General features: G+C 64.4%; 11 protein-coding genes and 1 other RNA gene. 11 read left to right on the plus strand and 1 reads right to left on the minus strand.

Translation table 11 applies throughout. From position 1 onward, the window contains the following. Positions 1 to 26 precede the first annotated feature (26 nt). A complete protein-coding gene (locus FHS03_RS11350; protein WP_183441082.1) occupies positions 27 to 575 on the plus strand; it encodes a hypothetical protein in 549 nt (182 codons plus the stop codon). Between the two features lie 58 nt (positions 576 to 633). On the opposite strand, the gene FHS03_RS11355 is transcribed toward FHS03_RS11350, so the two are convergent. Next, complete coding sequence (locus tag FHS03_RS11355; RefSeq protein ID WP_183441083.1) at positions 634 to 2,337, minus strand: thiamine pyrophosphate-binding protein; 1,704 nt, start codon at positions 2,335 to 2,337, stop codon at positions 634 to 636. A gap of 165 nt (positions 2,338 to 2,502) precedes the next feature. Here FHS03_RS11355 and rnpB point away from each other — a divergent pair. From rnpB to FHS03_RS11405, 10 genes are all read left to right on the plus strand, one after another. Further along, an RNA gene (gene rnpB, locus FHS03_RS11360) (RNase P RNA component class A) lies at positions 2,503 to 2,842 on the plus strand. A gap of 24 nt (positions 2,843 to 2,866) precedes the next feature. After that, positions 2,867 to 4,357 carry a glycerol kinase GlpK gene (gene glpK / locus FHS03_RS11365; RefSeq protein WP_183441084.1) on the plus strand — a complete coding sequence of 497 codons (1,491 nt, stop codon included), beginning with the start codon at positions 2,867 to 2,869 and terminating at the stop codon, positions 4,355 to 4,357. A 97-nt stretch (positions 4,358 to 4,454) separates the two neighbouring features. Then, complete coding sequence (locus tag FHS03_RS11370; protein ID WP_183441085.1) at positions 4,455 to 5,255, plus strand: AraC family transcriptional regulator; 801 nt, start codon at positions 4,455 to 4,457, stop codon at positions 5,253 to 5,255. A gap of 197 nt (positions 5,256 to 5,452) precedes the next feature. Further along, complete coding sequence (locus FHS03_RS11375; protein WP_183441086.1) at positions 5,453 to 7,708, plus strand: M9 family metallopeptidase; 2,256 nt, start codon at positions 5,453 to 5,455, stop codon at positions 7,706 to 7,708. Between the two features lie 632 nt (positions 7,709 to 8,340). Then, positions 8,341 to 8,769, plus strand: coding sequence for a division/cell wall cluster transcriptional repressor MraZ (gene mraZ / locus FHS03_RS11380; RefSeq protein WP_183441087.1), 429 nt, complete (start codon positions 8,341 to 8,343; stop codon positions 8,767 to 8,769). Between the two features lie 12 nt (positions 8,770 to 8,781). After that, on the plus strand, positions 8,782 to 9,747 hold the full coding sequence (gene rsmH / locus FHS03_RS11385; RefSeq protein ID WP_183441088.1) for a 16S rRNA (cytosine(1402)-N(4))-methyltransferase RsmH: 966 nt from the start codon (positions 8,782 to 8,784) through the stop codon (positions 9,745 to 9,747). Next, positions 9,744 to 10,016, plus strand: a complete 273-nt coding sequence (gene ftsL, locus FHS03_RS11390; RefSeq protein WP_050409319.1) for a cell division protein FtsL — start codon at positions 9,744 to 9,746, stop codon at positions 10,014 to 10,016. Before rsmH ends, ftsL begins: the two co-directional genes overlap by 4 nt. After that, complete coding sequence (locus FHS03_RS11395) at positions 10,013 to 11,794, plus strand: peptidoglycan D,D-transpeptidase FtsI family protein (RefSeq protein WP_183441089.1); 1,782 nt, start codon at positions 10,013 to 10,015, stop codon at positions 11,792 to 11,794. Before ftsL ends, FHS03_RS11395 begins: the two co-directional genes overlap by 4 nt. Next, a complete protein-coding gene (locus FHS03_RS11400; RefSeq protein WP_229426161.1) occupies positions 11,794 to 13,332 on the plus strand; it encodes a UDP-N-acetylmuramoyl-L-alanyl-D-glutamate--2,6-diaminopimelate ligase in 1,539 nt (512 codons plus the stop codon). Before FHS03_RS11395 ends, FHS03_RS11400 begins: the two co-directional genes overlap by 1 nt. Next, the gene (locus FHS03_RS11405; RefSeq protein WP_183441090.1) at positions 13,332 to 14,735 is read left to right on the plus strand and encodes a UDP-N-acetylmuramoyl-tripeptide--D-alanyl-D-alanine ligase; all 1,404 of its coding nucleotides are present in this window, start codon (positions 13,332 to 13,334) and stop codon (positions 14,733 to 14,735) included. The genes FHS03_RS11400 and FHS03_RS11405 overlap by 1 nt, the downstream gene beginning before the upstream one ends.

Genomic DNA, 14,735 nt, shown 5'->3' on the forward strand with positions numbered 1-14,735 from the left:
TTTTTTTTACCGCTACAATATCGCTTATGAAAACCCATACTCGCTACGCTCTCGCCATCCTGTTCGTTTCCTGCGCTGCGCTGGCGGCGCCGAAGACGGTGCGCAAGGACAAGCCATATGGCTTGCCGCGCCACGGCATGTGGGTGTATTCGGATCTGTGCATCCATCCCGATAGCGGGGAGTTCGGCGGCCAGCGCATCACGCTGCAGCGCTTTGCCGAAGTCGATACGGTGATCTATGAGTACACGGCCGGCGGCTTGAGCTGGCCGGTGGTGGCGGGCGATGTGAATGTCGATCCGCGCGGCAAACTGTTCTACTTCACCGTGCAACTGGCCGACCAGGATGAGAAGACCATCAGCGGCAGCTTCTCGGCCGATGGCAAGATGCTGACGCTGGAGGGCGGCTATTGCGGCGAGCAGGGACCGTCCATGCAACTGCCGCTGGTGCGCGATTTTGGCGCCAAACCGAAGACTTGCAAGGCTTGCCCGCCGTCCAAGGCGCGGCCGCATGAGGAGCCGTCGTCTGAGCCGAAGCCATTCCCCAAATGGGAACCGGCGCCGCCGACGCAGGCTTGAGCGTGCACCCTTGAAAAAAGGCCGGGAGTCTCCCGGCCTTTCTTATTTTCCTGCTTTCTTACCTCGCCGCTTTTGCCGCCAGCGCGTTCTTGCTGATGGTTTCCAGCGTCGCGCCCGGGGTGATCAGGTTGCCGTCGTAGCGCAGCTCGATCAGGGCGGGCAATTGCTGCTCGCGGGCGTGCGCCAGGGCGCGCTGCAGGGCCGGCGCGAATTCGGCCGTGGTGTTCACCACCTCGCCGCGCGCGCCATAGGCTTGCGCCATGGCGGCGAAGTCCGGGTTGTGCAGGGTGGTGCCCGAGACGCGGCCCGGATACTCGCGTTCCTGGTGCATGCGGATGGTGCCGAACATCTGGTTGTTGAAGACGATGATGACCAGGCCGGCGCGGTACTGCACCGCCGTCGCCAATTCCTGGCCGTTCATCATGTATTCGCCGTCGCCGGCGAAGGTGATCACGGTGCGCTGCGGCGCCACGATCTTGGCGGCCACGCCGGACGGCACGCCGTAGCCCATGGCGCCGCTGGTGGGCGCGAGCTGGGTGCGCATGCCGCCGTAGGTGTGGAAGCGGTGCGCCCAGGTGGCGTAGTTGCCGGCGCCGTTGGTGATGATGGTGTCGGCCGGCGTCTGGGCGCGGATATCCTGCACCACCTGCCACAGGTCGAGCGGCGCCTTGCCGTCCTGGAAGATGGGCGGCTTTTCCTGCCAGGCGGCCAGCTCGGCGCGCGCTTCGGCCACGCTGGCGCGCCAGGCGCCGCTGTCGACCGGCGCCATCTCGGCCAGCATGGCCGCCGCTTGCGGCATGCCGCTGGCGATCATCAAGTCGGCCTGGTAGACGCTGCCCAGTTCCTCGGCGCTGGCGTGGAAGTGCACCAGGCGCTGCGCCGGCACCGGCGAGGCGATGATGGAGTAGCCGCTGGTGGTCATCTCGCCCAGGCGCGGGCCGATGGCGATAATCAGGTCGGCGTTCTTGACGCGCGCCGCCAGCTTGGGGTTGATGCCGATGCCGACGTCGCCGATATAGTTCGGGTGGCTATTGTCCAGCAAGTCCTGGAAACGGAAGGCGCAGGATACCGGCAAGGCATTGGCTTCGGCAAAGCGCTGGATGTCGGCGCAGGCTTGCGCGTTCCAGCCGCCGCCGCCCAGCAGCAGCAGCGGGCGCTGGGCTTCGCTCAGCATCTCGCGCAACTGGCCGATCTGGGCGCGCGATGGCGAGGCTTGCACCGGCTGGTAGCGGCGCGTGTCGGCCACGCTGGCCTGGGTGATCAGCATGTCTTCCGGCAGGGCCAGCACCACGGGACCGGGGCGGCCGCTGGTGGCCACCTGGAAGGCGCGCGCCAGGTATTCGGGAATGCGTTCGGCGCGATCGATCTGGGCCACCCATTTCGCCATCTGGCCGAACATGCGGCGGTAGTCGACTTCCTGGAAAGCTTCGCGGTCCATGAAGTCGCCGCCCACCTGGCCGATGAAGAGAATCATCGGGGTCGAATCCTGGAAGGCCGTGTGCACGCCGATCGAGGCATTGGTGGCGCCAGGGCCGCGCGTGACGAAACAGATGCCGGGCTGGCCGGTCAGCTTGCCGTAGGCGTCGGCCATGAAGGCGGCGCCCCCTTCCTGACGGTTGATGATGAAGCGGATGCCGGAATCGTGCAGGGCGTCGAGCACGTCAAGATAGCTTTCGCCGGGAACGCCGAAGGCGGTGTCGACGCCGTGGACTTTCAGTGCATCGACCAGAATCTGGCCGCCGGAACGGGATGGTTGCGTCATGGTGCTAGCCTCTGTAAAAAAACGGGGTAGAAATCCTGATGATCCGCCATTCTAGAACGGCGCCGGGGGAGCGGCTTTTGAAATGGCGACACCATTTTTCATTTGTCTACTCTGGAGCGGGGCGCTTTTTGCCGGGGGCGGGGGCGGCAGGTTACAATAGCGGGTGAAGCAAGCCAGACAGCCGCTGGCCGGTGCAGCAATGCACTGGCGGGAGGAAGGTCCGGACTCCATAGAGCAGGGTGACGGTTAACGGCCGTCCGCCGAAGTCCGCAAGGTATAAGGCGAGGAATAGGGCCACAGAGACGAGCGTATTAAGTTACGGTGAAACGCGGTAACCTCCACCTGGTGCAATTTCAAATAGGCACGCGATGATGTTGCTCGCGGAGCGTGCGGGTAGAAAGCTTGAGCGCCGGAGTAATTCGGCGCCTAGAGGAATGGCTGTCATAGCGCCGGTTCGCAAGGGTCGGCGCCGTAACAAAATCCGGCCTATCGGCTTGCTTCACTTGAATTCGATTTTCTTCGTAACACGATGAAAAAATACATCCTGGCTTTAGACCAAGGCACTACCAGCTCGCGCGCCATCCTCTTCGATCACCGCGGCCAGATCTGCGGCAGCGCCGCGCAGGAATACCCCCAGCACTATCCCCACCCCGGCTGGGTGGAACACGATCCCAACGAAATCTGGAACAGCCAGCTCACCGTGGCGCGCAAGGTCTTGCACGACAACGGCGTAGAAGGCAGCCAGATCCTGGCCATCGGCATCGCCAACCAGCGCGAAACGACCATCGTCTGGGACCGCAAGACGGGCGAGCCGATCGCGCCCGCCATCGTCTGGCAGGACCGCCGCACCGCCGAGATGTGCGACCAGTTGCGCGCCGACGGCAAGGCCAAGCTGATTACCGATGCCACCGGCCTGGAACTGGACGCCTACTTCTCCGCCACCAAACTGAAATGGCTGCTCGACCATGTGCCCGGCGCGCGCGAACGCGCCCGCCATGGCGCGCTGGCCTTCGGCACCATCGACAGCTGGCTGGCCTGGAAGCTGTGCGGCGTGCACGTGACGGACGTCAGCAATGCGGCGCGCACCATGCTGTTCAATATCCACCTGATGCGCTGGGATGCCGACCTGCTGCAGCTGTTCGATATTCCGGAAGAGATCCTGCCGCAGGTGGTGTCCTCCAGCGAGGAAATCGGCAATACCAGGGCCGCCCTGTTCGGCGCGTCGATCCCGGTGGCGGGCATCGCCGGCGACCAGCAGGCCGCCACCTTTGGCCAGGCCTGCCACAAGCCGGGCATGGTCAAGAACACCTATGGCACGGGATGCTTCATGCTGATGTACGCCGGCCGGCATCCGCGCGTGTCGCACAACCGCCTGCTGTCCACCGTGGGCTGGCGCGTCGACGGCCGCACCGACTATCTGCTGGAAGGCGCGGTCTTCATGGGCGGCGCCACCGTGCAATGGCTGCGCGACGGGCTGGGCATCATCCAGCAGTCGAGCGATGTGGAGGCGCTGGCCAACAGCGTGCCCGATAGCGATGGCGTGCTGCTGGTGCCGGCCTTTGTCGGCCTGGGCGCGCCGCATTGGGACCCGTATGCGCGCGGCACCATCGTCGGCCTGACGCGCGGCAGCGGCAAGGCGCATATCGCGCGCGCCGCCGTGGAAGCCATCGCCTACCAGAGCGCCGAGCTGCTGCTGGCGATGCAGAAGGATGCCGCCATTCCGGTGGCCGAGGTGCGCGCCGACGGCGGCGCGGCCCGCAACGATATGCTGATGCAGTTCCAGGCCGACCTGCTGGGCGTGCCGGTAGTGCGGCCCAAGGTGACGGAAACCACGGCCCTGGGCGCGGCCTATCTGGCCGGCCTGGCGGTCGGCTATTGGGAATCGCAGGAAGAAATCGCGGCCCAGTGGGAATGCGAGCGCCGCTTCGAGCCGGCCATGAGCGCCGACCAGCGCGGCCATCTGCTGGCGCGCTGGGCGCGCGCGGTGGAACGCGCGCGCGACTGGGAGCACGGCGTTTAAAGTCCGGCAAACGTGCGCGCCGCCGCATAAGGTATATTTCCTCGCATACAGATAACAACCCCCGCCACGGCGGAGGGAGAGCGAAGGGGAGGCGGCCATGTTGAACGACTTTGCGCAGCAGCGGCAGGCCGCCTTGCTGGAGCACGCGCTGGACGATGCGCTGCAAGCGCCTTTCGGCGTCGAATTGGCCGCCATCGAAACCCTGTTCGACGCGCTGACCGACGTCGCCTTCTTCGTCAAGGACCGCGCCGGCCGCTACATGGCCGTGAACCACACGCTGGCGCGCCGCTGCGGCCTGCGCAGCAAGCAGGAGCTGCTGGGCAAGACGGTGCTGGACGTGCATCCGCGTCCGCTGGCCCAGGCTTATATGGAGCAGGACCGCCAGGTGATCGAAGCCGGCAGCACCATCCGCAAACATCTGGAGCTGCATCTCTACCCCAACCGCCGGCGCGGCTGGTGCCTGACCCACAAGACGCCTTTGCGCGACGAATCTGGCGCCATCATTGGCCTGGTCGGCACTTCGCACGACCTGGGCCTGGCCGACGAGGTGCATCCGGTCTACCGCCAGATCGCCAATATCGCCCAGCGCATCCGCGACAACCACCGCCAACCCCTCAGCCTGAATGAACTTGCAAAAGAGGAGGGACTGAGCCTGGCGCGCGTCGAGCGCCTGTTCCAGCGCGTCTTCCACTACACGCCGCGCCAGCTGCTGCTGCAAACGCGCCTGAACGGCGCCTTGAGCCTGATCGAAACCGATCCTGAGCGCAGCATCGCCGACATCGCCATCGAGTGCGGTTACACCGACCACAGCGCTTTCAGCCGCCAGTTCAAGGCCTTCACCGGCCAGACGCCGATGCAATACCGCCTGCAATGCCACAAGACCGAGCCTAAGACTTGAGTGTTTTGTATCATTTTCGCCTTCCGCGCTGTGCTGATCGCAGCGGCCTGCCCGTCGAAATATAGCGAACCGCCAAAAGCGGCAGCTTGCGCCGTCATGCCGGCAAGCTTGCCAAGATAGTATTTCCTCGTCAGTGGGCCCGCTGGCATTCCATAAAACGAACATCAGGCACGCACCCATATAGAGGAGTGGTAGATATGTCTTTTTCACGGAATACCGCATTCACGGCCGGCTTGCTGACGGCTTTGCTGGCTGGCGCGGCGGCCCAAGCCGACACCGGCGTGGCCCATCCCCACGCGCACCAGGAGCGCTTGAAGCAGGCGCCCATGCCGCACCAGCGCCAGACCTTGCCGCCGTCCGACGAGCAGTCGCGCTACGGCCTCTCGGTCAGCAAGAAGCCGCGCAACGACCTGCTGCCGCGCAACCAGCGCGCCAGCGCCAAGTCCCTGGCGGCGACCGAGGACTGCAAGGATATGAACAAGCTGGCCACCTACAGCGGCGCGGCCCTGGCCAGTTATCTGGTCGGCCTGCCGGACTATGAATGCACTTATCCGCTGTTTTCCCTGACTTCGGCGCAGGCGGCCACGATTTATTCCAGCGCCAACCTGAACGCCGTCGCCAGCCGCCTGGCCAGCGAGGCCGCCAGCTACAACGCCGGCAATATGGCCGTGGTCAACCTGGTGCTGTATCTGCGCGCCGGCTACTACCTGGCCAGCGGCGGCACCCAGCCCGCGCTGCCGGCCTCCCTGCTGGCGCCGCTGCGCGCCAGCATCCGCCAACTGGTGCAGGGCAACAGCCTGTATCAACCGAATACGGTGGCGCCCTCCACCGCGCTGGAAGTATTCAAGCTGATTACGAACATGAACGACACGCCCTACCATGTGGCGGACGTGAAGGGCGTGGTGACGCGGTTTACCAACCGCGCCGGCTTCCCCAACGCGGCCGAGGCGCTGAAGCAGGAGAGCGTCAGCGGCGCCCTGACCGGCGCCCTGATCGTGCTGTTTACCGCCCACACGGCGCCCGGCGGCGCGGCGCTGCTGCAGAGCGATCTGTCCTACGCCAGCACGCTGAACACCTTCCTGCTGAATAATAAGACGGCCCTACTGGGCAGCTATGCCGCCTTCCAGCTGCAGGACGCGGCCAACGAGGCCTTCCGCTTCCTGCAGTACGCCGCCTTGAAGTCCGGCGTGAAGCCGATGGTGCAGAACATGCTGGCGACGACCACCATGACCGGCGCCGATTCCATGCTGTGGCTGGCCGCCGCCCAGGCCGTGAAGTACTACGACAATGCCAGTTGCAGCCAGTACGGCACCTGCAATTTCGAGGCCCAGCTGGCGAACGAGGTGCTCAAGGTGAACCATGCCTGCAGCCCCAGCCTGCGCCTGCGCGCCCAGGAAATGACGGCGGCCCAGGTGCAGGAAGTGTGCACGGCGCTGGCCAACGAGGAGGGCTATGTGCACGCCATGCTGCAGACCAAGCGCACGCCGGTGGCGCACGATAACAATACGGCGCTGGAGCTGGTGGTCTTCGACGATTACAGCAACTACAGCAAATACGCCGGCATCATCTACGATATCGATACCGATAACGGCGGCATGTATTTGGAGGGCAATCCAGCCGAAGCGGGCAACCAGGCGCGCTTCATCGCCCACGAGGCTTCGTGGCTGCGTCCCAGCTTCAAGGTATGGAACCTGGAGCACGAGTACGTGCACTACCTCGATGGCCGCTTCAATATGTATGGCGACTTCGGCGCCAGCACCTCGGTGCCGACGGTGTGGTGGATCGAGGGCATTGCCGAATACCTCTCGCTGCGCAATAACAACCAGGCCGCCATCGATATGGCGCGCAGTCGCAAATACAAGCTCAGTGAAATCTTCGGCAATACCTACAGCATGAACGACTACGTCGACCGGGCTTACCGCTGGGGCTATATGGCGGCGCGCTTCATGATGGAGCGCCACCGCGGCGACGTGGAGAATGTGCTGGCCAGGTTCCGCACGGGGGACTACAGCCGCTATCAGGACTTGGTGCGCCAGATCGGCAGCGGCTACGACAGCGAATTCGCCGCCTGGGCCGATGCCGCCACCACGGCCGGCGAACCGCAGCTGCCGGATGAACTGGGCGCGCTGCCCACCTGTTCCTCCGCCAGCTATCTGGGCAAGAACTGCGCGATCCGCAATCTGTCTTCCAGCTCGCGCAGCTATGTCTTCCTGATGCTGCCGGCCGGCGCCAAGAACGTGCGCGTGGTCAGCGGCGGCGGCAGCGGCGATGCGAATCTCTACCTGGCGCTCGACCGCTACCCGACGACGGCATCGTACGATGCGCTGTCAGCCGGCGCCGGCAATGCTGAAAATATCGGCATCGGCAGCCCCGCCGCCGGCCGCTGGTATTACATCATGCTGGACGCGAAACAGCCGTTCAGCGGCCTGTCGGTAGCGGCTTTGTACGACTGATACGCTTTTCTGGATCGCCAGCGCCGGCCGGTATAATGACGGCATCCGGCGCTGGCGCCGGGCAGTTAAAAGCATCTATAAATTGTATATACAAATTGGTTTGTGGCAATAAAAATTTTGCTGAAGAATCAAGCACTGGCTAGGCCGAAAGAGCACTATTCCCACCTGAGAACCCCAGCTTCGGATCGCGCGCAAAGCGTGGCAGACAGGACTTTTCCCCGAGATCGCCCCCATTTTTTGCCTGTTTTTTACTCATTAAACCAAGATTTTTGGTATCTTGCAAAAACACTAAGGCCACGTTGTTGACGGGCAACTTAATGGCTTTTTCTGATTTTTATTTTGTCCATTTTGCGACGCCCAAAAACGCCTTCCAGATAAGGTAGCACTTTCACTATCTTTCATAATGTCCTGATTTGTAGAGGTATTTTTACTGGAGCTTGCTTCAAGGATCGGCGCTAAGTCCTTAATTTCATTAGTAAAATCCCTGTTTTGCTAGCCGGAAATCGCTTGACCACTATCAGTCCATCCTCTAAAGTGGGCATCTGTGTGAAAAAGTGTCGTTTTGTGGGATTTTTTGGTGAGAAATTCCAGGCACAAGTTGGCTAACCAAAACTGAGGTCAAGAAGGTTCCCGTGTTCCAAGGCGCGTCCGCAATCAATCTCGATGCGAAAGGCAGGATGTCCATCCCCGCCAAGCACCGTGACGCCCTGACCATCCAGTGCGAAGGCCGCCTCACGCTGACCAAACACCCTGACGGCTGCCTGCTGATGTACCCGCGCCATGTGTGGGAAGCCAAGCGCGACCAGATCGCCGCCTGGCCCATGTCGGCCCGCGGCTGGCAGCGCATCCTGCTCGGCAACGCCTGCGACGTCGAGATGGACTCGGCCGGCCGCATCCTGATCGCGCCCGAGCTGCGCGACGCCGTCGGCCTGGGCCGCGAAGTCCTGCTGTCCGGCATGCTGACCCACTTCGAGATCTGGGATCCGGCCAAACGCGCCGAGAACGAGCAGGCCACCATCGATGCCGGCATGCCCGACACCCTTTCCGATTTTTCTTTCTAAGGCCCGCCATCCATGACGACTACAGCGGTGCCAGAATTCCAGCATCGTACGGTGCTGTTAGATGAAGCGGTCGACGCGCTCGACCTGGCCGGCGCGCGCGCCAACGGCACCTTCATCGACGGCACCTTCGGCCGTGGCGGCCATAGCCGCCTGATCCTGTCCCGCCTGGGACCGGACGCGCGCCTGATCGCTTTCGACAAAGACCCGCAAGCCATCGCCACCGCCGAGCAGGTGGCCGATTCCCGTTTCACGATCGTGCACGACAGCTTCGCCACCATGGCCGCTGCCCTGGCCGACCGTGGCATTGGCGCCGTGGATGGCATTTTGCTCGACCTGGGCATCTCTTCGCCCCAGGTGGACGACGCCGCGCGCGGCTTCAGTTTCCGCAACGACGGCCCGCTCGACATGCGCATGGACACCACGCGCGGCATGTCGGCGGCGCAGTGGCTCGCCACTGAAACCGAACAGACACTGGAAAAGGTGATTAGAGATTATGGGGAAGAACGGTTTGCTTTTCAGATTGCAAAGGCGATTGTTGCTCGCCGGGCAGTCGAGCCAATTTCAAGCACACGACAGCTTGCCGGCATCGTGGCAGGCGCGGTCAAAACACGGGAGAAGGGCAAGGATCCGGCAACCCGCACTTTTCAGGCTATCCGGATTTTCGTCAATAAAGAGCTTGAAGACCTCGAGGCTGGGCTGAACCAGGCCTTCGACGCGCTGGCTCCGGGCGGCATCATGGCCATCATCAGCTTCCACTCGCTGGAAGACCGCATGGTCAAGCGCTTCTTCGCCTCCAAGGCGAATGTGGCGCAGCCCGACCGCCGCCTGCCGATCCGCGCCGTCGACCTGCCGCAGCCGGAAATGAAGCTGCTGGCCAAGATCAAGCCATCCGACGCCGAGGTGGAAGCCAATCCGCGCGCGCGTTCCGCCGTGATGCGCGTGGCGCGCCGCCTACCGCTGCCGGAGGGCGCGCAATGAGCGGCAAAATCAGCCTGGTGCTGGTCGCCATCCTGGTAGGGTGCGCCCTGTCGGTGGTGAACGCGCAGTATCAGGCGCGCCATCTGTTCATCGAATTGGAGCGCTCCAAGCTGCGCGCGCGCCAGCTCGACATCGAATGGGCGCAGCTGCAGCTGGACCAGTCCACCCTGGGCAAGCATGCCCGTATCGAAGAGATCGCGCACCGCGAACTGGGCATGACCCAGCTCACGGCCAACCGTACCCAATACCTGACGGAGGGCGGCGAATGATCCGTGGCGGCAGCGCAGGCAGCTCGCGTGTGGCGGCGTCCAAGGGCGTCGCCTTCAGCAAGAGCCCCGTACTGGCAGTGCGTCTGCCGGTATGGCGCTCGCGCGTCGTGCTGTTCGTGATGTTTGCCGCCTTTGCCGCGCTTGGCGCCCGCGCCCTGTGGCTGCAGGGCGTGTCCACCCAGTTCCTGCAAAAACAGGGCGAGAGCCGCTACGCCTTCACGCTCGACCTGCCGGCCACGCGCGGCAAGATCATGGACCGCAACGGCCAGGTGCTGGCTTCGTCCGTACCGGTGAAAGCCGTGTGGGCAGTGCCCGACAACGTGCTGGAAGCGCCGCCGGAAAAACTGCGCGCCCTGGCCGGCCTGCTGGAAATCAGCGAGGCCGAGCTGCGCAAGAAGCTCGATTCCGACCGCAATCTGATCTACCTGAAACGCCAGGTGGAGCAGGAAGTGGCCGACAAGATCGCCAAGCTCGATATCGACGGCATCGTGATGCGCCGCGAATACAAGCGCTTCTACCCGCAGGGCGAAGTGATGACCCACGTGGTCGGCTTCACCAATGTGGAAGACGTGGGCCAGGAAAGCATGGAGCTGGCGCAGCAGAAGAATCTGGTGGGCATCCCCGGCAGCCGCCGCGTCATCAAGGACCGCCTGGGCCACATCGTCGAGGATATCGGCACCACGCGCGCGCCGCACGACGGCAAGGACTTGACCCTGTCGGTGGACAGCAAGATCCAGTACATCGCCTACACCCAGTTGAAGGACGCGGTGGAGAAGTTCAAGGCCAAGGCCGGCGGCGCCGTGGTGCTGGACGTGCACACCGGCGAAGTGCTGGCGCTGGCCAACTACCCGAGCTACGACCCGAACAACCGCCGCGCCCTGACCGGCGCCCAGCTGCGCAACCGCGTGATGACCGACTCCTTCGAGCCGGGTTCCACGCTGAAGCCGATCACCGTGGCGCTGGCGCTGGACAGCGGCCGCGTCAAGCCGAGCACCCTGATCGATACCGGGCCTGGCCGCTACACCATCCTGGACCGCACCATCACCGACACCAAAGGCCATGGCGTCATCAACGTGGCCCAGATCATCGAGATGTCCTCGAATATCGGCACCTCGAAGATGGCGCTCAGCATGCCGTCCCAGGAAATGTGGGAGATGTTCACCAAGGTCGGTTTCGGCCAGCAGCCGAAGTGGGGCTTCCCCGGCGCGGTGGCGGGCCGCGTGCGTCCTTATAAATCCTGGCGCCCGGTGGAACAGGCCACCATGAGCTACGGTAACGGCATTTCGGTGTCGCTGATCCAGCTGGCGCGCTCTTATATGATGTTCGCCCGTGACGGCGACACCATCCCGCTCTCGTTCGAGAAAGTGAACGACCTGCCGGCGGGCCAGCAGATCATCAAGCCGCAGACCGCGCGCCAGATGCGCGAGATGCTGGAGTCGGTCGTCTCCGGCGACCACGGCACGGCCAAGAAGGCGCAGATTCCCGGCTACCGCGCCGGCGGCAAGACCGGCACCGCCTACAAGGTGGAAAACGGCCGCTACGCCATTCCGCGCAAATACATCGGCTCCTTCGTCGGCATGGTGCCGATGTCGTCGCCGCGCTTCATCATCGCAGTCATGATCGACGAACCGACCCAGGGCGGCCACTATGGCGGCCAGGTCGCAGCGCCGACTTTCGCCGCCGTGGCAGCCAACGCCTTGCGCGCCATGAACGTGCCGCCCGATTCTTCCGTCACCGAAATCGTGATCCCGACCGATACCGGACCGGAGGCCATGTAATGACAGCCATGACCATCAAAGAAATCAGCAACTGGATTCAACAAGCCGCGCCGCAAGGCCAGCTGGCCTCGGACTCCCGCCGCATCAAGGCGGGCGATGTGTTTTTTGCCTATCCCGGCGAAGCCGGCGATGGACGCGGCTATATTGCCGCCGCCATCGCCCAGGGCGCCGCCGCCGTGGTGTATGAAGAGCAGGGCGCCAGCTGGGACGCGGCATGGAATGTGCCGCACCTGGCCGTGGCCGGCCTGAAAAAGCAGGCAGGCCCGATTGCCCACGCCTTCTACGCCATGCCCGACAGCGCCATGTTTACCGCCGGCGTGACCGGCACCAACGGCAAGACTTCCTGCGCGGTGTGGCTGGGCCAGGCCCTGTCGCGCCTGGGTGATGTCACCGCCGTCGTCGGCACGCTGGGCGTTGGCCTGTTCCGTCCGCGCGCCGAAGCCGAATTCGACGTCACCGGCTACACCACGCCGGACGCCGTGCTGCTGGCGCGCAAGCTGGCCGAGAGTCGCGACGAAGGCGCGGCCGCGCTGGCGATCGAAGTCTCGTCCATCGGCCTGGATCAGGAGCGCGCTGCCGGCATGCACTTCGACGCCGCCATCTTCACCAACCTGACGCGCGACCACCTCGACTATCACGGCGACCTGGAAAACTACGAAGCCGCCAAGGCCAAGCTGTTCGCCTGGCCGGGCCTGAAGCACGCCGTCATCAATCTGGACGATGCGGCCGGCCTGCGCCTGGTGGCGCACGTCAAAGCGAACAATCCGGCCACCGCCATCACCGGCTACACCTTGGCCGATGCCGCTACGCTGGCCGATATCGCTGGCGTATCGATGCTGCGCGCGGGCCAACTGCGCAGCCGCAGCCTGGGCACCGAATTCCAGCTGGAGTCGGCGCAGGGCGCCGCCACCGTCAAGACCCAGCTGGTGGGGCAGTTCAATGTCAGCAATGCGCTGGCCGTGCTGGGCACCCTGCTGGCGAAAGGCGCGCCGCTGCGCGCCGCCGTGGAAGCCATCGAAGCCCTGGTGCCGGCCCCTGGCCGCATGCAGCAGGTCGGCGGCCAGGATGCGCCGATGATCATCATCGACTACGCCCACACCCCGGACGCGCTGGAGAAAACCCTGGAAACCCTGCGCCTGGTGGCCCAGGAGCGCGGCGGCCAGCTGTGGTGCGTGTTCGGATGCGGCGGCGACCGCGATCCGGGCAAGCGCCCGCAGATGGGCCGCATCGCGCAGATGGCCGACCATGTGCTGGTCACCAGCGACAATCCGCGCAGCGAAGACCCGCACCAGATCATCGCCCAGATCGTGGCCGGCATGGACCGGAACCATCCCAGCTCGGTGTTCCAGACCGTGGAAGACCGCGCCGCCGCCATCCTCTCGGCCATCAAGCATGCCGCCAAGCCGGACGTGATCCTGCTGGCAGGGAAGGGCCATGAGCCGTACCAGGAAATCAAGGGCAAGAAGCTGCAGTTCTCGGACGCCGACCACGCCCAGCTGGCGCTGTCGGCCCGCCTCACCATGATGAGGCCCAACTGATGCGCGCCACGCTTGCCCAACTGCTCAAGGCGATTCCGGACGCGACCTTGATCCATCGCGCCCAGACCAATGACGACGCGCTGGAACTGGCCGTCGACGGCGTCTGCACCGACAGCCGCAGCGCGCCCGCAGGCTGCCTCTTCGTCGCCCTGCGCGGCGAGGTATTCGACGCCCACAGCTTCCTGCCTCAATTGGCGGAAAAAGGCGTGGCCGCCGTGGTGGCCGAGGAACTGCCGGAAGACTACGCGCTGCCGGCCATCGTGGTGCCGAACACCCTGGTGGCCCTGGGCCAGATCGCCAATTTCTGGCGCCGCCAATTCAGTCTGCCGCTGATCGGTGTCACCGGCAGCAACGGCAAGACCACGGTCAAGGAAATGATCGCCGCCATCCTGGCCGCCGCCCATGGCGAAGACGGCCGCCTGTCCACGCGCGGCAACCTGAATAACGAGATCGGCGTGCCGCTCACCCTGTTCCGCCTGGGCGCGGAACATAAATCGGCCGTGGTCGAGATGGGCATGAACCATCCCGGCGAGATCGGCCGCCTGAGCGTCATCGCCGAGGCGACCATCGGCCTGGTCAACAACGCCCAGCGCGAGCATCAGGAATTCATGCACACCGTGGAAGCGGTGGCGCGCGAAAACGGCAGCGTGCTGGCCGCGCTGCCCGCCGACGGCGTGGCGGTCTTCCCGCATGCCGACGAATTCACGCCGCTCTGGCGCGAACTGGCCGCCGGCCGCCGCGTCATCACCTTCGGCCTGCAAGCCGAGGCGGACGTCAGCTGCACCTATGCCGCGAATGCCTTTGGCAGCGAGCTGTCCGTCAGCGTACGCCGCCAGGGCGAAGCGGCACTGTCATTTACGGTCAGCCTGCAGGCGGCGGGCGACCATAATGTATTGAACGCGCTGGCATCCATCGCCTGCGCCCACGCGGCGGGCATCGCGCCGCAAGCCATCCAGCAAGGCCTGCAAAGCTTTGCACCGGTCAGCGGCCGCCTGCAGAAGAAGCTGGCAACGAACGGCGCCACCGTGATCGACGACACGTACAACGCCAATCCCGACTCCATGCGCGCCGCCATCGACGTGCTGGCGCAGTCCGCCGCGCCGCGCGTGCTGGTGGTGGGCGATATGGGCGAGGTGGGGACGCAGGGACGCGAGTTCCATGAAGAGATTGCCGCTTACGCGGCGCAAAAAGGCATCGAAACGGTGCTGGCAACCGGCGAGCTGGCGAAGCATATGCTTCCGCAGGCCCGCCATTTTGAAGAATTCGATGCTTTGCTGGCCGCGGTGGATGCGGCGGCAGGGCCGGATGCAACGGTATTGATCAAGGGCTCCCGTTTCATGAAGATGGAACGGGTCGTGCAGCATTTGATTGGATCGCAACAAGCTAACATAGGAAAACACTAA

The sequence above is a fragment of the Pseudoduganella violacea genome, assembly GCF_014191875.1.
Taxonomy (GTDB): domain Bacteria; phylum Pseudomonadota; class Gammaproteobacteria; order Burkholderiales; family Burkholderiaceae_D; genus Rugamonas; species Rugamonas violacea_A.

Bases quoted from the DNA above. Each gene is read 5' to 3' on its own strand.
- rsmH (WP_183441088.1), top strand. From the start codon at position 8,782: ATGACGACTACAGCGGTGCCAGAATTCCAGCATCGTACGGTGCTGTTA.
- FHS03_RS11370 (WP_183441085.1), top strand. From the start codon at position 4,455: ATGTTGAACGACTTTGCGCAGCAGCGGCAGGCCGCCTTGCTGGAGCAC.
- glpK (WP_183441084.1), top strand. From the start codon at position 2,867: ATGAAAAAATACATCCTGGCTTTAGACCAAGGCACTACCAGCTCGCGC.
- FHS03_RS11350 (WP_183441082.1), top strand. From the start codon at position 27: ATGAAAACCCATACTCGCTACGCTCTCGCCATCCTGTTCGTTTCCTGC.
- FHS03_RS11375 (WP_183441086.1), top strand. From the start codon at position 5,453: ATGTCTTTTTCACGGAATACCGCATTCACGGCCGGCTTGCTGACGGCT.
- FHS03_RS11395 (WP_183441089.1), top strand. From the start codon at position 10,013: ATGATCCGTGGCGGCAGCGCAGGCAGCTCGCGTGTGGCGGCGTCCAAG.
- FHS03_RS11400 (WP_229426161.1), top strand. From the start codon at position 11,794: ATGACAGCCATGACCATCAAAGAAATCAGCAACTGGATTCAACAAGCC.
- FHS03_RS11405 (WP_183441090.1), top strand. From the start codon at position 13,332: ATGCGCGCCACGCTTGCCCAACTGCTCAAGGCGATTCCGGACGCGACC.
- ftsL (WP_050409319.1), top strand. From the start codon at position 9,744: ATGAGCGGCAAAATCAGCCTGGTGCTGGTCGCCATCCTGGTAGGGTGC.
- FHS03_RS11355 (WP_183441083.1), bottom strand. From the start codon at position 2,337: ATGACGCAACCATCCCGTTCCGGCGGCCAGATTCTGGTCGATGCACTG.